Source organism: Salinivibrio sp. SS2, from assembly GCF_001722075.1.
Classification (GTDB): Bacteria; Pseudomonadota; Gammaproteobacteria; order Enterobacterales; family Vibrionaceae; genus Salinivibrio; species Salinivibrio proteolyticus.
Window position 1 is genome coordinate 1 of record NZ_MEBP01000019.1, and the last position, 17,980, is coordinate 17,980.

Consider the following 17,980-nt stretch of genomic DNA (forward strand, 5'->3'; position numbering starts at 1 on the left):
CTCTCAGGTAGTATACTCCCAAGGGCACTGACCTGCGTGAAATCACAGAAGAAGAGGTGATGCAAGCTGTGGCCCGCTTGAATGCTCGACCAAGAAAATGTCTTGGTTTTAGGCAGCCTAGCGTTATCTTTAACAAGTTATGTCAGGCTGCAGACGAGAGTGTTGCACTTCGCAGTTGAATCCGCGTGGACTTTAATCGCAGAGCGAAGCACCGATATTAACCACCCAAACGCTAAGGTAGGTGAACAACAAGGGTCGGGCGTACGCGATATTCCCACTTGGTTTGGGGGAAAGACCATGATTGTTGCGGCCGCCCCCGATGCCAGTTATGCATTAACCGAATATGGCAATGATTTATATTCTGCGGGTTATCAATCGTGGGATATGTCTAATCCGGCCAATCCAGTATTTATGGATCAATTGGCAGTGCCGGGACAAATTCTTAGCGATCCCGCACATCAAAAAGCATATCTCGGCAACCCACGGGCTGGGAATCGTACCTCTTGGATGGGCGCACGTATGTCGCTATTCATTCCTACACCGGTCGAAGAAGGTGGGAAATATGGCTATGCCGCGATGGGCGGGCTTGGTTTCTATGTGGTGGATATTTCGAATCCAGCGCAGATGAAAGTCGTCAGTCACCTCGAGTTTGAGCCAAGCGTCGCGGGGACGGAGGGCGACTATATCGATGTATCACAAGTCAAACAAACAGGCCTCGTCTACTTTAGCGGTTATCCGCTTAATGAGGAGTGTTTTGAACCCTATAAAGACGTGCATATTATTGATGTGTCGGATCCCGCTCAACCGAAAAAAGTCGGCGTTTTACCACGCCCAGTTCCGCCAAAAGAGGCTGCTTTTACGGATTTTTGTCAACGTCGCGGCAGCTTCGGGCCAAAACGTACCGGTGCTTACACCCAGCCCGGTATCGGTCGCCAAGGTATTCTTCCCTATAATTTTTATAACGCTGGCCTGCAGGTGTTCGATGTTAGTGACCCACAACAACCTGCGATTGCGGCTTACTTCGTGCCCCCGTTCAAGGAAGATGACGTTGCCAGTTATGCGATGGGGAATTTGTCACACAGTGTCTATGTGGAATATGACCGTAACTTATTTTGGCTATTCACTAATCATGGGATCTACGTTCTCTCTTCGCCGGTACTAGGCCAGCCATCCTTTGCACCGCCTAAGCAAGCCTGGCCACCTCGTCCTGCCAGTGTGCGTGATTCCCAATAAATGCTTGTCACATAAAGGAATAAGATGTCGCCAGTTCGTCGGCGACATCTTTTCAGACGTAAGGCCTCGTTTGACCCGACGTCGAGCGTCGGACCAAACTCATGATTCTTTTTCGTTACCGATAAAGCGGTATACGAAAGCGCCCAATATCGCGCCAGCGATGGGGGCAACCCAGAATAACCACAATTGTGCAGTGGCCCAATCGCCCACGTAAAGCGCTACCCCTGTACTACGGGCCGGGTTCACCGAGGTGTTAGTCACGGGAATACTAATAAGGTGGATCAACGTCAAACACAGCCCAATGGCAATCGGTGCAAAACCTTGAGGGGCGCGTTGGTCGGTGGCACCGAGGATCACCACCAAAAACATCATGGTCATCACCACTTCCGAGATCAGCGCCGAGGTTAAGCGATACTGGCCCGGTGAATGCGCACCATAACCATTCGCGGCGAATCCATTCGAGACATCGAATCCGGCTTGTCCACTGGCAATCAGGTACAACACGCCACCAGCCGCTAATCCCCCTAAAACTTGGGCAATAATGTAAGGGAGCAGTTGATTGGCGGGAAAACGCCCTCCCGCCCATAGGCCGATGGACACCGCTGGATTCAGGTGACAGCCGGAAATATGTCCAATGGCAAACGCCATCGTTAAGACGGTAAGACCAAAGGCAAGCGATACGCCGAGTAATCCAATCCCCAACTCTGGAAAGGCTGCTGCTAATACTGCACTACCACACCCACCCAAAACTAACCAAAATGTGCCAAAAAACTCTGCACCATACTTATTCATCCGTGTCTCCTTTTTTTGACTCGCATGACTAATAATGTGATGAGTATAGGCATACATTGTGTCTAAGGTATCAATAAGTAGACAGCATTATGTCGCGATGGCTAAAAATAAAGGACGTGATTGCATTGTGCCATACTGCCAATGAGCGCTTTTGCTTCCCCCTGCTTTCTCGCTCTTGTAGACTACGCGCGCGTTTATTATCGACTGATAAGAAAATCTATGCCTGCAATAACACCGGCTTTTAAAGTGATAGACGGTTTTTCTCTGTGTGAAACAGACACAGAGCGTCTTAATGTATTTTTTACTTATCTTCGTGAAGGTGAGCCCGAACTCGCAGAATTGCGTCTTGAGCAGCTTGTCCTTGCCCTTGCCAATTCCCCCTCTCAGGCATCCTTGTTTGCAAACAGTATTTGCAATGAAGCCAAAATCATTAAGCTGTCTCCGGCTTTTGTCCAATTGGGCATATTTTCTAAAAATGGATTAGTGACGGAAATCTTTCGCCGGCTTTACAACAAGATCAATCCACCACCCAAACGCTGCAACGATATCAACGATTTATTAAGCTATTTCGTTGGAGGCGAAGATAAAGCTTGGGTGAATGCTATCTCGTCTAAATGCTGGTTTAAGCTCTACCGCTTGCTGGTGAAAAGCGCATCCCCTGAAGCCATTCGCACCACCGGCGAATACATTAAAAGTGAGCTTTGTTATTCGCTGGAAATGTTAGCGATTTGGATTGCAGCGGAAGAGCTCGATCCTGAGCTGCTGCGGATCGATCGCCGTTTGAACGAAGTGGACTCGCCGTTTATTGCCCTGCAGCGCGAAACCAGTCAATTGGTGGCGACCATCAAAGAAGGCGAGATTGATTCGGTGGATACCGCGCACTTCTGGGTAATGATTGAACAGTGCCAGCTTCAAGTGAAACGGATCCGCACCCGTGGGATCAGCCAATTTGGCTTCTCAACACACGCGTCACACATGCTTGAGCGTTTAGATCAAACCCTCAACCGCATGGTGCTCTTATTTCAAATCCTTGATTTTCGTCACCCCCATCAAAAAGCACGCTGTGTCCTGAATTTGTGGCAACAATTGCTCACCTCAGTCACGGAGCGCAACAGCGTGCGTGCCATCTACCGCAAAAGCACACGCACCTTCTCGCAAAGCGTGACGCAAAACAAAAGTAATCATGGTGAGCACTATATTGCCAAAACGAAAAAGGATTATCTCAATATCCTGAAGGGGGCGTGCGGCGCGGGCGTGATTATAGCCCTGCTTGCGTGGGTAAAGATCTACATTGATACGCTGCAATTGTCGCCGTTTAAAAGCGCCTTTCTGGTTAGTTTAAATTACGGTGTCGGTTTTATGCTGGTGCATGTGCTGCATTTTACGATTGCGACCAAGCAACCAGCCATGACAGCGGCGAATTTTGCTGCCCATGTTGAGAAGAATAAGCAAGGGCGAACCCGAAGTAAAAAGCTCGCCCGCTTGTTGATCGACGTAAATCGCTCCCAGTGGTTCGCCGTGTGGGGCAATATTGTCGCAGCCATTAGCTGTAGTGTGCTGGTCAGTTGGGCATTTATGCACTTTTTCAGCGATGCGTTGTTGTCACCCGAGCAAATTGACTATCAAAAACAGTCTATTATGCCTTTCAGTGGTATGGCATGGCTTTACGCCGCGATTGCTGGTGTGTGGCTGTTTCTATCTGGGATCATTACGGGCATTCTCGATAATCGCGCCGACTACATTGAACTGAAAGATCGCCTTGTCGCCCATCCACTCATGCGCATTGTGCCTGAGTCACGGCGTGAGAAGGTCGCCTTTTATATTCACGATAATTACGGCGCTTTGGGTGGCAACCTGATCTTTGGCTTTTTGCTCGGCATGACCAGTTATGTGGGTTACTTAATCGATGTTCCCTTGGATATTCGCCATGTCGCCTTCTCTTCCGCCAATATTGGTTACGCGCATGTGAGCGATTTTCACGGTGTGTTGGCTTTTCTTTCTAGCCTGTTCTTTGTGCTGATGATTGGGTTTATCAACCTGTGGGTGAGCTTCGGATTGGCCTTATTTGTGGCGCTTCGCTCGCGCAGTTGTGAGCTCGACATCAAGTCCGTACGCACCGCTGTATTTAACCAAGTTAAGCAACATCCTGCTTGTTTGTTTTGGCCACAAAACACCGCACCGATGGCTAAAAACCCTCCATCCAACCACAGACGGACACCTTAATTATCTTGCTGTGATGCAGGCTATTTATCGGCCTGCATCACAGCCTTCATGTGCTACGTGCAAACAATTACACTCAAGCTTTCTATATACTCGCAACAACGACCAAATGACAAGATAAATATACAGATCATGCCAATATTACCGTTCATTAAATGAAAGGAGAGCTAGTCATGTTTCGTTTATCTCGTCTCGTACTCGCCTGCTTGATGGTGAGCACTAGCGCTGCGCACGCACATACTTTGATCGCAAACCATACACCCATGCGTTCGGCTGCTGTCTTAGAGGACGTCGGGGTGCCGGACCAGCTTGTCACCGAAACCGATTTGCTCTTTCAACCGCGCCGACACCCATTTAACATTGATGATTTTCTCGCCGAGCAATTGCCACACTGGCAACCGGTGAGCGAGGCGATTATGCATTGGAGCGGAGCGTCAGGGATTGATCCACGTATATTGATCACCACCCTCATCACTAATGCGCCGGAGTTAGAGCAGGATATCGCCCTCGATCGGATCAGCGAACTGAAGTTGCTACAGGCCATCGAGCAAACTGCCTCCACGTTGTCCGCTTTGCTTTATCAGCCCAACACGCAGACTTCTAATGCCACGCTGGGACATGCCACACAGACTCTTGCCAGCACTCTCCATTCTCCGAGTGACTGGCAGACATGGCAGACACGTTACCAAGCGTGGTTTGGTGATCAAAAGCCACTTGGTCAATACACCCTCTCATCACGTAGCTTGGTTGCGCCACCGGCAGGGTTTATGCAATGGCCGTGGCGACAAGGTTACGCCTGGATCCCAAATGGTCCACATGCCCATTCAGGTTCTGGTTTTCCGCTTTCTTCTATTGATGTTTCCTATGATTGGCCAAGGTGGGGCGGAACGACCTACAGTGTGACCGCCGCACACGACGGTTATGTCACCGTGCTATCACGCTGCCAAGTGCGGGTAACCAACGATAATGGTTGGGCGACCAATTACTATCACATGGATGGCATTCAAGTGAGCAACAACCAATGGGTGGACAAAAACACCAAACTCGGCACCTACGCCAGCCAACGCTCTGTGGCGTTGTGCCAGGGAGGGTCTTCCACTGGGCCTCATTTGCATTTTTCTTTACTCAAAAATGGCCGTTTCACCTCAATGCAGGATGCAGTATTGGGCAGTTATCGTATACAAACTGGCCGATACAGCTACGACAATGACTGTCGCTATACTTGGCTGACGAATACACAAACCGGAAATAAAGTGTGTCTATGGCGTCGTATCACCAATCCATAATCGCGTTAATGCGTGCACTTCACATTTCCAATACTGACATAAAGGTCACTTATTTCGTGGCCTTTATCTTTATTTTACACAACAATAACATTCATAAAACTTGCGGATAACTTCTCAAAACAAAACAGTCATTTCTTCTGTACGTTTTTTTTGTCACTTAATTATTAATAGATAATAATATCTATATAAATCATAATCATAAAACAAGACATACCTCTCATAAATCCAATCAAATACAGGCTTTTTGTAACAAAATCTATACAAGCAAAAAATAAAAGGCCTTGTAAATATTGTTATCTATAAGCCACGTTTGATGGGCGAGCAGCACGCTCGTCTTCCTATTAAGCAGTTGGGGAGAAAGGAATCTTTCAACAAAAAAATAGGGCAATAAAAATGAGATTATCCAAGTTAACTTGGTTATTAACCACAGGGGTTTTTGCAAGCACACCCGCACTCAGTGCAGAGCTGATTAATGTGACCGACGATGCCGTACTGAGTCAGGTTCTCGACCAACCAATCGGTGTGTATGCCCCAATGGGCTCGTCAGCCAATCCGCTAGGTTTCAAAGAAGTAAAACGCGTGACGCTGCCTAACGGCAAAATCAAAGTGCGCTACCAACAAACGTATCAAGGCGTTCCCGTGCTGAATACCAATGTGGTCGCCACTGAAAAAGCAGGAAAACGCAGCGATGTTTACGGCACTATGGCACAGGGCCTCACCGAAGACATTATGACAGTCGCACCTGCACTAGATAGTCTAGATGCCTTAGGTGCTGCGAAAGCACACTTCACACAAAGCCAGACCACTCTCACCGCCGCTCCCTTTGAAAATGAGAACACCAAGTTGGTCGTTCAACTCGATGAAAACCAAAAAGCACAGCTCGTGTATATCGTGGATTTCTTCGTCGCCGCAGAGGAGCCTAAGCGTCCTTTCTACATGGTTGATGCAGAAACAGGTGAAATCATTAGCCAGTGGGATGGGATCAATCATGCAACTGCCGGTGGTACCGGTCCTGGTGGCAATGAAAAAACGGGCCAATATCTGTATGGCACCGATTATGATGACTTCCCGGTCGATAAAGTCGGCGATGTGTGTACCATGGAAACCGATAACGTTAAAACGGTTAACTTGAACCACGGCACATCAGGTAGTAACGCGTTTACGTACCCATGTCCAGATGGCACCAACTACAACGATACAAAATACACTAATGGCGCATACTCCCCGCTGAATGATGCGCATTACTTTGGTCACGTCGTTTTCAATATGTACAAAGATTGGATGAACACGGCACCACTGACCTTCCAGCTGACGATGCGAGTCCATTACAGCAAGGATTATGAAAATGCCTTCTGGAATGGTAGCTCCATGACGTTCGGTGATGGTAAATCAATGTTTTATCCATTAGTCGATATCAACGTTAGCGCCCACGAAGTCAGTCACGGTTTCACGGAGCAAAACTCTGGACTGGTATATCGTGATATGTCGGGTGGCATTAACGAGGCGTTCTCTGATATCGCCGGTGAAGCTGCTGAGTTCTACATGCATGGTGATGTAGACTGGATTGTCGGTGCGGATATCTTCAAAGGCTCAGGTGGTTTGCGTTACTTTGAACAGCCTTCGCGCGATGGCAAATCTATTGACCATGCAGATCAATACTACTCAGGTATTAACGTGCACTATTCAAGCGGTGTCTTCAACCGTGCCTTCTACCTCCTTGCTAACAAGCCAAATTGGGATGTCCGCAAAGGTTTTGAAGTCTTTACAGTTGCAAACCAACTGTACTGGACAGCCAATAGTACCTTTGATGAGGGTGGTTGTGGTGTCGTTAAGGCCGCAAAAGATCTCAACTACAACGAAGCCGATGTGATTGCAGCTTTTAATACCGTCGGTGTAAACACCTCTGCCTGTTCTGATGACAACACAGGTTCGGTGTTACTCCCCAACGAGCCAAAAACAGGTTTGAGTGGTAGCCGTGGTTCCTCTGAGCTATTCACTTTCACTGTTGATAGCAACCGTTCGGTAAAAGTCACCATGAGTGGCGGTACAGGCGATGCCGACTTATATATAAAAGCCGGTAGCGCCCCCACCACCAGCGATTGGGATTGTCGTCCATATGACTACGGAAACGACGAGTCATGTACGGTCAGCGCACAAGTTGGTGAAACCTACCATGTGATGGTGCGCGGCTACTCTAACTACTCGGGTGTGAGCTTAGTTCGCAACTAATTACTCACCATCTTCAGCGCCGCTTTCCGTAGCGGCGCTTTTTTGTCCACCATTTACCTAAAAAACGCTAACTTTATAGACAAACCTTGATGTGCTTAGTTTTTTACACACCAAACGCCATCTTTCTTTATTCATAAGAAGATCATATAAAACCAATAAAAACATAATCTTAATGTCAATTTTGTTTCGCAAGTAACCAAGCCAAAACGTTAAATGTCGATCATTTTTCTCAGCGTTTTTTTTGTCGTCTATGCTGATAGAAGCACTCAAAAAATCGGAGGAACTATGCTCAAGCATTTGTTCATCATGGCATTATCGATTTGCATTATGTTGTCTGCGACCGTACGCGCAGACGTACTTACCATGCCATCACTTGATTGGCCCCCCTACTCAGGCAAAAGCCTGCCCGAACAAGGTGCGTCGGTTGCAGTCGTTAGAGCCGCGGTTGAAGCGATGGGGCACGAACTCAATGTTGAGTTTTATCCTTGGTCTCGCACTGTGTACTTGGTGAAAAACGATGCCCAATATGCTGGATATTTCCCCGAATACTACTACGAGACCGACGAGTTACTCTTTTCCGACCCAATAGGGACCGGTCCCCTTGGTTTTGTCGAAAACACCAATCAACCGATTGAATGGTCCTCTTTGGATGATCTGGCTGCACACACGATTGGCGTGGTACGTGGCTATGTGAACACGCCAGAGCTGGATGCGCGAATTGCCAATGGCACGCTTAAATCGTCCGCCGTGACTAGCGATACCCAAAATCTACAGAAAGTCGGCCGCGAACGTCTGCCTCTTGCAGTCGTTGACGCCAACGTGCTGGCTTACCTTAAAGAAAATGACCCTGCACTGAGTGCTGTTAAAGACAAGCTACAGATGAACAAGAAGCTTCTTGTCGACAAAAAACTCTACATCGCCTTTGCTGATAATGAAGAGGGGCGTAAATGGCGTGACATCGTCAACGAAGGCCTGAAAAAAATTGATGTTGAAATGATTATGCAGAGCCACCTAGGCAACTAGGTAGCGCTGCACCAAAGTTAAGTGGGAAAGCACTGCTCTACCACTGGGCGTGGAAAAAGATGGAAGATGAGCGCTATGTTTAAAAGTCTGAAAGCAATATTTGTAACACAAGTGGTTATTGCTGTTTCGGTCGTTTTGGGGATATCAAGTTACATTGATTACCAAAGCACCAAACAGGAACTCAATAGTGCACTTGTCGCCACAGTGGATAATGCCACCAATCGCATGAAGCTGAGCTTGCCCAAAGCAATTTGGGATTTTGACCTTGAAGCCGCCAAGCTCTCGATCTCCGCCGAATTAAAGGCACCCGACATCAAAGGTGTCCGGGTGTTAGATAACCAAGGCGAAGCCATCCTGTTTTTACGCCTCGGCCCTCCCTCAGAAGATGGAGATAAGCGTCCTCCCGTCGACATTGGCGCCGATCAGCAGGCTTACTATGAAGCCATGCCTAAAGAAGAGAGTGAACTGTCTTTCACCGAGTACGGAGAGACCAACAAAGTCGGTACGGTACAGGTATTTTATAACACTGACCGCCTAGAAGCGGCCCTCGCCGATACCCTGTATCGCAATGTTATCGAGCTGCTTGTACTTGATGCAGTGATGATTGTGTTTTTGATCTTAGCCCTGACCGCTACCGTGGTGAAACCACTTAACGACCTCACCGAACGCGTCCGCGAACTGGCCAGTGGCGATGGCGATCTCTCCAAAGTGATCCCGGAGCCAAAATATAAAGAATTCGCGAAGATCACTGAGCACATCAACCACTTTACCGCGTCTTTGCGCGAGATCGTCAACGAAGTGACGCAAGCTTCTATCAATTTGGCTGAAGTCGCAGCACAAAGCGGACAGATGGCACGGACAAACGCCGAGCGCCTCGAGCAACAAAAACAAAGCCTTTCTACTGTTGCAGCAGCAGCGACTGAGATGAATCAGTCGATTGCAACCGTTGCTGATACCGCGAACGACGCCGCAACCCATGCGCAGGGCGCAACCGATTTGGTCAATCAGGTGTATCACACCATCGAAAGCTCTGCGTCTGAAATTATCAACATGCGTTCTGAGATGGAGAACGTCAACGCCGAGATGCACAAGCTGCTAGAGGAAGGCGAGAAGATCTCCGATGTGGTGAACGTGATTAATGATATTTCCGAGCAAACCAACCTACTCGCCCTCAACGCAGCGATTGAGGCGGCTCGCGCTGGTGAGCAAGGTCGCGGTTTTGCTGTGGTAGCCGATGAAGTGCGCAGTCTCTCAGTCAAAACCAGTGAATCGACCGAGCAGATTCAATCCAACATCAAATCGTTGAGCGAAGCGACTGAGTCAGTGGAGAAAGAGATCAAACGTATCGGTAGCATCCTAGAAAGCACTGCGGGTCGCGTCTCTGAGTCACAAGAGTCGGTCAGCCAAGTGCGCGAAACTATCACCGATATTTCCGAGCGTAGTGGACAAATCTCGCAAGCGACTGACGAACAACGTCAAGCCATTGATGAAGTCAGTCAAGCGATCAACGAAGCGTCAGACGCCACGAATTATGTGACCGAGGGTGCGCAAGAAAACGCGGCTCGAACAGACAAAGTGCTGGAGCTGAGTGAAAACATTAAAGGACAGATGGGTAAATTTAAAACATAACAATCTGGTACATCACAAGGAGCGACAATGAAAAAGATATTTACAGTTGGCTTACTGTTTCTTTTGATGGCACCAGGGGTAATGGCGCGCACATTAACCGCCGCCCAAGACCCTTGGCCGCCGTTTGTAACGACTGATGCCTCTATGCCCGGTATCTCGGTTGAGTTATTAACCGAAGCGATGAAAACGCAAGGCTATGACGTTGAGTTCAAAAACATGCCTTGGGCACGCGCGCTAGATTCGGTAAGTAAAGGCACCATCGATTTGCTGCCGGCCACTTGGTACACCCAAGCTCGTACCGAGTTTTTACACTATAGCGAGCCTTACATGACCAATGAGCTTACATTTATCAAGCGCGCCGGTGACAGCTTCCAATTTTCCGATCTTAGTGGGCTACAAGGAAAAACCATTGGTATCATCCGTGACTATGGTTATGGTGATGCGTTTCTCGCCTCAGACAGTTTTGACAAACCAGAGGCGAATAACTTAGTTACAAATTTGAAAAAATTACTCGCTAATCGTATCGATCTCACCTTGGAAGACAAGGTTGTCGCGCTTTCCGTGATGAAAGAAGAAGGTATGGACGCCAATGCGTTTGCGTTTACGAACAAGCCCCTCTCATCGAAACCGCTTCACATTACGTCAGGCAAATCTAATCCGGATGGTGCTATGTTTATTAATGCCTATAACAAAGGGCTCGAAGCAATAAAAGCCAACGGGACATTCGACAAAATTGTTGAAAAATATGGTATTAAGTGATCGAAAGTAAAAATCTTGGATATACTAAAAGAAGGGATGCACCAGCCCCTTCTTTTTTTTGATCTATAGGGTATGTAATGCTTTTTAAGCGACAGTTCAATCGATGGTTTTTAGTATTTACATTAGGCTTTGCGCTACTTGCTGGACTAGCCGTTGTCAGCACGCATAATTACATCATTGAACAAGTCATAAAAGACGAAAAAGAAGATATAAATCGTAAAGCGTCTTTAATTCGTTCTCGTATTGAAGCGGCGATATTTAGAGACACCTACCTCGCCGATAGCCTTGCGACCATTGTGGCAATTGATCCCGAATTCGCCATGGCAAGTTGGAGCGACGTTGCAGGGAAACTTCTCACCAAAGCCAGTTATGTGAGAAACGTTGGGCTCGCACCCAATGATGTTATTAGCCACGTCTATCCACTAAAGGGAAATGAAGCAGCCATAGGGCTCGATTTTCGCACGCGGCCGGAACAGTATCGAACGGTACTGCGGGCGAGAAATCTTGAAGACGTTTATATTGCAGGTCCGGTAGATCTTGTGCAAGGTGGACAAGCGATTATCGCACGCTTCCCCATTTTTTTATCTCCTATTGATAAAAGCTCTTACTGGGGCGGCGTCAGTGTCGTGATCAACTATACTCAGCTATTCGAAAACTCGGGTCTCTTTAATCTGGTAGGGGCATCCGTTTCCATAAGGAATACCGAAACGCTAGATTATTTCCATGGCTCGCAAGAGACCTTTTTTAATGCCGACTTTGTTGTACCTATAAACCTGCCTAACGGTGAGTGGACTTTGGCTGCGCAATATACCATTGAACAAACACCTCAAGTCAGACAACTAAGCGTATTCGTTTACACTATTTGTATTTTCTTAGCTATAATAATTTACGGCATGATCGGCCTATTTTATCGCAGCTTTTTAAAAGCTAAACAACAAGCGTTCCAAGACGAGTTAACAACACTGCCCAATCGTCGTTTTGCCATTGATTTACTGGAAAAGATAACTACAGAAAAAAAAGAATCTTTCGTACTACTCAATATCGATTTGAATGACTTTAAGCTGGTTAATGACGTTTATGGTCATGAAGCTGGCGACGCGCTACTTGCTCATGTCGCGTCACGTCTACGTCAAAGTGTTCGTGTCTCTGATGTGATTGCACGCATAGGAGGGGATGAATTTATTGCAATATTGAGAGATGCACGACCCAGTGATGTAAATAGTATTATAAACAGCATCAAAACCTCGGTAGAGTCCCGCGCATGCGCATGGCAAACCTATAAACTCTATCCCTCGCTGAGTATCGGGCATGCGCTTTACGATCCTGAGTCACCGCAAAGCCTCGATGAAGTCATGGCCACCGCTGATCATGACATGTATCGTGTTAAGACATTGGGAAAACGTGAGCGGCCCGTGAAAGAATCGACCCAAGGATAAAACCGTAAAATGAAAAAAGAGGCGCTTACACCTCTTTTTATCTTGGTAATCATACAGCTCAATATCTATTAGTGAACGCATTAAATACGTTAATTGAGGTACTCATCCAACATTGCTTGCAGTTGACCTGATTCACGCATTTCTTTGAATCCTGCGTCTAATGTCGCTTTTATTTCATTAGCTTCAGGGTGTTCACGCGAGATCATCATATAAAATTTGTCCCCGCTATTACCTGGAACCGCGACCGCTTTCATGTTATCCGCCAAGTAGTCAATTCCTTGGGCGACTTTAAACCCAGCTAAGATTTCGTAGCGCGCCAAGAATACGTCACAGCGTCCTGCTTCCGTTTTTTGCACTAACTGCTCGAAGCTTTTTGCCGATTTTCTGACTTTACTATCATCAACACCAAAGCCTGTGTAGTTATAACCCAATAGCCCACACATACGAAGGTTATTCAAATCACTGACTGAGTTAACTTGTAAACCATTAGGGTGTTGAGTCGTTGAATAGATATAACTAGGTTGCAAGGTGTAATAGTATTCTGTGAGTAAAAAGTCACGATCGCGCTCTTCGTTAAACGACGCACTCAAGGCAATGTCATAACTACCGGCTTTCGTTTGTAGCACGCAGCGCTTCCAAGGCGGCATTTCTACACTGACATCCACGCCTTGCCCTGAAAATATCGCATTTAATACATCGACATCATAACCCTGAACTTGTCCCCCTTTTTCAAAAGTATAAGGGGGCCAACCAGCGCCATCCCCACATACTTTTAGTGAAGAGGTGTCCAGTGCAAATGCTGGCCCAGATAATAATGAACCTGCAAGTGCCGTGGCAGATAATATCGCAATTTTCATAGTGAACTCCTATTAGGAAACCTCCCCCTAAGTATTGATGATATTCACCATAACGCGACCTGAATCACTGCATTTTTTACGGATTCAATATAACCACCTCGCCAGGCTTTAACCCCTTACGCACTCGCCCTAGCTGTGTGAGCGATACAAGCCGTGTTCTCACCTCACCCGCATCGAGCACCTTCACATAGTTAAGTTGTCCAATTTGATAATACGCATTGCTCGGTAAGTAAAGCACAGGTTCGGACTTTTGTGACACGGTCACTTTTGCAAACATGCCTGGCAGCGAGCTATCGTTAGGATCCGAATACGGCAGTGTCACCACGACACGATAACTGCGTGAGCTCGTATCGGCGGCGGGCGTCATCGTGCGCACCATACCTGTCAGCGTTTTATTATAGGTGGGCAATTCAACCGTTAACGATTGGCCAATCGCCACAAAAGGCAAAACAGACTCAGCCATATTCACCATCGCTTCAATACTGGCAGGGTTATACAGGGATAACATCGCCGCGCCCGGTGTTGCCGTATCACCTTGGTTGATGATCTTTTCCGTGATCACGCCTGAGAAAGGCGCTCGCACCAGACTAAAACCAAATTGGGTTTCTGCCTCGTCCACCGCAGCAAGGGCGCGGCGATAATCAGACTGCGCCGTTTTTAAGCGATTTTCCGCTTCATCAAACTGAGATTGAGGCACCAGTTTTTTCGCCAACAAGGTCTCCATTCGGCGGTAATCACTGCGCGCGGTATTCAGTTGTGATTGCGCCGAGGCCAAGGCTTGTTGCACTTGGCGAACTTTGGCACTGAGGTCGGCATTATCTAAACGCAGTAATACATCGCCTTGCTCAACGCGGTCACCGACATCAACCAACACTTCCGCGACGGTGGCCGTCATCCGCGCTGCCAGCGTGGCGTTTTGTCGTGCCACTAGCTTACCCGAGAAGGTACGCGTTTGCGGCTGCTCGACCGCTTCCAGTGTGAGTGTCGTCACATCGCTTGCGACACGGTTGGGGGGCGATTCTGACGCTACTTTCTCGGTAAAGGCGCCAGCCATCGCCAAAAATAACACCAATAACCCAGTGCCTAGCACCAGTGCGAGTAAGCCTTTTTTTGCCTTCATGCATCCTCTCCTTCTACTGATAAGCCATGGGTCGGGTGATGTTGATACGCGAGGTTGTACACCACAGGCACAACCAGCAAGGTAAACACGGTAGACGCGGCAATGCCGAAAATAATTGCCCACGCTAAGCCATTGAAAATAGGGTCGAGGGTGATAATCACATTCCCCAATAAGGTGGTGCCGGCGGTGAGCAAAATAGGCCGCATTCGCACCGCGCCCGCTTGTACTAGGGCTTCACTCAGCGCCATGCCTTGTGCAAGTGACTGTTGAATAAATTCAATCAACACCAGTGAGTTACGCACCACAATCCCTGCCAATGCAATCATGCCAATCATCGCGGTGGCGGTGAATAGCGCCGGATTTGGGTAGCCGTTGATCTCACCGCTTAAGCCATTGAGCAACCAAAAACCCGGCATGATGCCAATCACGGTCAGCGGAATCGCGAGCATAATAATGCCCGATACCGCCGGTAGCCCAGTTTGTATCAGCATCACTATAAAAACGCCCAGTAGTGCCGCACCATAGGCAATCCCCAGATCGCGAAAGACATCAATGGTGATTTTCCACTCTCCTTCACCACTCCATACCACCTCGATACCCTCATCAACTTGCCAGCCATCATCCGCGCCATTATCCAGATAAGTACGCGCTGATAGCGGGCGAGCACTATCCGATTCAGGTTGATTAAAGTCGGCCATCACATCGGCGACCACCTCGCCCGGCACCCGTCCAGTGGGTTCGGCGTACACATACACTACGGGGCGCAAATTTTTATGATAGATAGGCTGATCAACCGGTTGCCGCTCAAAATGACCGATCTCACTCAAGGCGACCAGCGGCTGCGGCGCATCAAGCAAGGCACCTTGAACCGATTGTTTAGCCACCCCTGCCCGACCGCGTACGTGCAGTGCGAGCAGCGCATCAAGTTGATCACGGGCATCTGGCGCAAGTTGCAGCCTCACGGGCAAAGGATCCATTTCATCGGCATCCGCTAAATAGGCCAGCGTGACCCCTTGGTTCGCGGCCCTGAGCGCTTGGTTAATATCGGCTACCGCAATGCCAGACAAGGCGGCTTTTTCTTGGTCCACCACAAACTGCCAGCTCGATAGAGGCCCTTGAATACTGGTGCTCACTTCTGACACCAAGGCTTCACGCTTTAATCGCTCGGCCACCTGAGTCGCTTGCGCTTGCAGGGTTGAATACGGCGTGCTTGGTGAGCCATACAGTTCCGCGACAATGGTTGCCAGCACCGGCGGCCCCGGCGGCATTTCCACTAATTGCACCTCGGCATCATATTTTGCTGCGATGGCTTCTAATTCATCACGCATGCGGGTGACCAAGCCATGTGATTGCAACGTGCGCCGGTGCTTATCCACCAGCACCACACGCAGTTCACCCTGGTAAGGCGCTTGGCGAGTAAAGTAATGTCGCACCATGCCATTAAAATCCATCGGTGAAGCGAGCCCGGCAAAGCCGGATACCGACACCACCTCGGCTTGCGTTTGTAGGTAACGATTCATCTCTCGCAGCGCATTGGAGGTATCGACATGATTAGCGGTTTCCGGCAAATCTAATACCACCTGAAACTCGTTTTTATTGTCATACGGCAACAGCTTAAGCGGTACGAGGCGCAAAGCAGGCAGCAGAGCGGCGATGACAAACAACACGCCCACTAGCCATAAAAACGCTTTGGCGCGACGATTACTCTCGAGCAATGGCAGCAACACGCGTCGGTAGCCACGGTACAGCGGCGTTGTCTCAATGCGATAGTCATCGCCTTTATTGGAAGCGCGGACAATTTTTTTGGCAAGCCAAGGGGTGACTAAAAACGCTACCAAGGTACTGATCACCACACTGACCGGCACATTGAATGCAAGGGGCGCCATATACGGCCCCATCATGCCGGTGATAAAAAACATCGGGGTAAATACAATCACAATCGCCACCGTCGACATGATCAATGCGCGTTTGATTTCCAACATCGCCAGCACAATCGTGCGTCCACGGGGCTTATTATCATGAGTTAGGTGCCGTTCAATGTTGTCGATACTGGCAATCGGATCATCAACAATCAGTCCCAGCGCCAAAATTAACGCAAACAGGGTGACGCGGTTAATCGAATAGCCAAAGGCTAAATCCAGCCCTAATGCCGCGCCATAACTAATGGGAATGGCAATTGCCACCACTAAGGCACTGCGCCAGTTTAAGAACAAGCCAACAAAGACCACCACGGTGAGCACTGCAATACCGAGGCTAGACACCAAGTTTTTCACTTTGGCATCGGCGGTTTGACCGTAATTGCGAATAACCTCAACGCTCACGCCCTCAGGAAATTGCGTGGCGACCAGATGATTGAGGGTAGCGGTGACATCCTCGGCCACACTCACCGCGTTCGAGCCTTTTTGCTTCGCCACCGAGAGAAACACCGCTGGATGCGGCTGGCTATCATCCGTCGATTGGATCCAGGTATCTGTGGTGGGCTCTTGCGCACCGTCAGATAATTCGGCCACATCCTGCAGGTACACAGGTTTGCCATTGACCACCACCACCACTAAATGGCGTATCTCCTCAAGGCTTTGATACCACTGGCCGGTTTTTAATACATAGCGCTCACCTTGATGCTGAATATCCCCGACATCACGCTTTTGATGGCTTAGCGAAAAGGCATTAGTCAGATCAGACACGCTGATCTGATAGCTTGCCATAGCCGCAGGATCGAGCGTGACCAATACCTGCCGCGGCACCCCGCCCACTACCTTTACCGCATTGGTTTCGGGAAGGGCTTTGAGATCCAAGGTGGCCTGCTCGGCAATGCGTCGCAGCGCATAATGGTCGAGCTGGTCAGGGTTGTCGCTACGCAGTGCCGCAATCACAATCGGTACATCATCAATTTCTACCGGCTTAATCGCCCATTCGCTCACAGCAGCTGGGATCGCATCTTGGTTGGCGTACAGCTTGTTATAAAGTTTCACCAAGGCAGACTCGCGATCTTCACCCACGTAAAAGCGCACCGTGACCAACGCGGAGCCTGCTTGGGTGGTGGAATACACATACTCCACCCCATCAATTTGACTGACTTTTTTCTCGAGCGGCTGCGTCACCTGCTTTGCCACTTGTGGCGCACTCAAACCAGGCGCTTGTACCACCACATCTGCCATTGGTACCACGATTTGCGGATCTTCTTCTTTGGGTGTGAGCCACAGCGCCGCCGCCCCGACCAGCAGTGCAAGCACGATGAGGATGGGCGGGAAGAAGCTATTCATTACTCGGGTGATCAGCTGACCTTGTGGCTGGGCATCTCGCATATTCGATCCTTTGGCTGATGACAGTATCGACAAGAAAACGATAGGTAAAATGGCTGAATGTTAATTAACTTAGCGCATCGACGGGCAATGA

12 protein-coding genes and 1 pseudogene are annotated in these 17,980 nt (G+C 48.7%); 9 read left to right on the forward strand and 4 right to left on the reverse strand.

Translation table 11 applies throughout. The features are described 5' to 3' along the window. Positions 1 to 11 precede the first annotated feature (11 nt). Together BGK46_RS17805 and BGK46_RS01225 are read left to right on the forward strand one after the other, a co-directional pair. A pseudogene (locus BGK46_RS17805) lies at positions 12 to 179 on the forward strand (IS30 family transposase); the annotation flags it as partial. Further along, positions 160 to 1,233: a hypothetical protein gene (locus tag BGK46_RS01225; RefSeq protein WP_254659635.1), complete on the forward strand. Its 1,074-nt coding sequence runs from the start codon at positions 160 to 162 to the stop codon at positions 1,231 to 1,233. The pseudogene BGK46_RS17805 and the gene BGK46_RS01225, both read left to right, overlap by 20 nt. Positions 1,234 to 1,332: 99 nt before the next feature. On the opposite strand, the gene aqpZ is transcribed toward BGK46_RS01225, so the two are convergent. Continuing rightward, positions 1,333 to 2,025, reverse strand: coding sequence for an aquaporin Z (gene aqpZ / locus BGK46_RS01230; protein WP_069586652.1), 693 nt, complete (start codon positions 2,023 to 2,025; stop codon positions 1,333 to 1,335). Between the two features lie 219 nt (positions 2,026 to 2,244). Between aqpZ and BGK46_RS01235 the strand changes: the two genes are divergently transcribed. From BGK46_RS01235 to BGK46_RS01270, 7 genes are all read left to right on the forward strand, one after another. Then, positions 2,245 to 4,248, forward strand: a complete 2,004-nt coding sequence (locus BGK46_RS01235) for a hypothetical protein (RefSeq protein WP_069586653.1) — start codon at positions 2,245 to 2,247, stop codon at positions 4,246 to 4,248. A gap of 170 nt (positions 4,249 to 4,418) precedes the next feature. Beyond that, on the forward strand, positions 4,419 to 5,531 hold the full coding sequence (locus BGK46_RS17955) for a M23 family metallopeptidase (RefSeq protein WP_069586654.1): 1,113 nt from the start codon (positions 4,419 to 4,421) through the stop codon (positions 5,529 to 5,531). Between the two features lie 393 nt (positions 5,532 to 5,924). Next, the gene (locus tag BGK46_RS01245) at positions 5,925 to 7,760 is read left to right on the forward strand and encodes a M4 family metallopeptidase (RefSeq protein ID WP_069586655.1); all 1,836 of its coding nucleotides are present in this window, start codon (positions 5,925 to 5,927) and stop codon (positions 7,758 to 7,760) included. 285 nt (positions 7,761 to 8,045) lie between these two features. After that, positions 8,046 to 8,783 carry a substrate-binding periplasmic protein gene (locus BGK46_RS01255; RefSeq protein ID WP_069586657.1) on the forward strand — a complete coding sequence of 246 codons (738 nt, stop codon included), beginning with the start codon at positions 8,046 to 8,048 and terminating at the stop codon, positions 8,781 to 8,783. Between the two features lie 75 nt (positions 8,784 to 8,858). Further along, complete coding sequence (locus tag BGK46_RS01260; RefSeq protein WP_069586672.1) at positions 8,859 to 10,412, forward strand: methyl-accepting chemotaxis protein; 1,554 nt, start codon at positions 8,859 to 8,861, stop codon at positions 10,410 to 10,412. 27 nt (positions 10,413 to 10,439) lie between these two features. Then, complete coding sequence (locus tag BGK46_RS01265) at positions 10,440 to 11,171, forward strand: substrate-binding periplasmic protein (RefSeq protein WP_069586658.1); 732 nt, start codon at positions 10,440 to 10,442, stop codon at positions 11,169 to 11,171. Positions 11,172 to 11,248: 77 nt separating this feature from the next. Next, a complete protein-coding gene (locus BGK46_RS01270) occupies positions 11,249 to 12,607 on the forward strand; it encodes a diguanylate cyclase (RefSeq protein WP_069586659.1) in 1,359 nt (452 codons plus the stop codon). 89 nt (positions 12,608 to 12,696) lie between these two features. Here BGK46_RS01270 and BGK46_RS01275 read toward each other — a convergent pair whose 3' ends face one another. The 3 genes from BGK46_RS01275 to BGK46_RS01285 form a co-directional block, all read right to left on the reverse strand. After that, on the reverse strand, positions 12,697 to 13,464 hold the full coding sequence (locus BGK46_RS01275; RefSeq protein ID WP_069586660.1) for a substrate-binding periplasmic protein: 768 nt from the start codon (positions 13,462 to 13,464) through the stop codon (positions 12,697 to 12,699). A gap of 76 nt (positions 13,465 to 13,540) precedes the next feature. Next, complete coding sequence (locus BGK46_RS01280; RefSeq protein ID WP_069586661.1) at positions 13,541 to 14,584, reverse strand: efflux RND transporter periplasmic adaptor subunit; 1,044 nt, start codon at positions 14,582 to 14,584, stop codon at positions 13,541 to 13,543. Next, the gene (locus BGK46_RS01285; RefSeq protein ID WP_069586662.1) at positions 14,581 to 17,889 is read right to left on the reverse strand and encodes an efflux RND transporter permease subunit; all 3,309 of its coding nucleotides are present in this window, start codon (positions 17,887 to 17,889) and stop codon (positions 14,581 to 14,583) included. Before BGK46_RS01285 ends, BGK46_RS01280 begins: the two co-directional genes overlap by 4 nt. Positions 17,890 to 17,980 lie beyond the last annotated feature (91 nt).

Bases quoted from the DNA above. Each gene is read 5' to 3' on its own strand.
- aqpZ (WP_069586652.1), bottom strand. From the start codon at position 2,025: ATGAATAAGTATGGTGCAGAGTTTTTTGGCACATTTTGGTTAGTTTTG.
- BGK46_RS01235 (WP_069586653.1), top strand. From the start codon at position 2,245: ATGCCTGCAATAACACCGGCTTTTAAAGTGATAGACGGTTTTTCTCTG.
- BGK46_RS17955 (WP_069586654.1), top strand. From the start codon at position 4,419: ATGTTTCGTTTATCTCGTCTCGTACTCGCCTGCTTGATGGTGAGCACT.
- BGK46_RS01245 (WP_069586655.1), top strand. From the start codon at position 5,925: ATGAGATTATCCAAGTTAACTTGGTTATTAACCACAGGGGTTTTTGCA.
- BGK46_RS01255 (WP_069586657.1), top strand. From the start codon at position 8,046: ATGCTCAAGCATTTGTTCATCATGGCATTATCGATTTGCATTATGTTG.
- BGK46_RS01260 (WP_069586672.1), top strand. From the start codon at position 8,859: ATGTTTAAAAGTCTGAAAGCAATATTTGTAACACAAGTGGTTATTGCT.
- BGK46_RS01265 (WP_069586658.1), top strand. From the start codon at position 10,440: ATGAAAAAGATATTTACAGTTGGCTTACTGTTTCTTTTGATGGCACCA.
- BGK46_RS01270 (WP_069586659.1), top strand. From the start codon at position 11,249: ATGCTTTTTAAGCGACAGTTCAATCGATGGTTTTTAGTATTTACATTA.
- BGK46_RS01275 (WP_069586660.1), bottom strand. From the start codon at position 13,464: ATGAAAATTGCGATATTATCTGCCACGGCACTTGCAGGTTCATTATTA.
- BGK46_RS01280 (WP_069586661.1), bottom strand. From the start codon at position 14,584: ATGAAGGCAAAAAAAGGCTTACTCGCACTGGTGCTAGGCACTGGGTTA.
- BGK46_RS01285 (WP_069586662.1), bottom strand. From the start codon at position 17,889: ATGCGAGATGCCCAGCCACAAGGTCAGCTGATCACCCGAGTAATGAAT.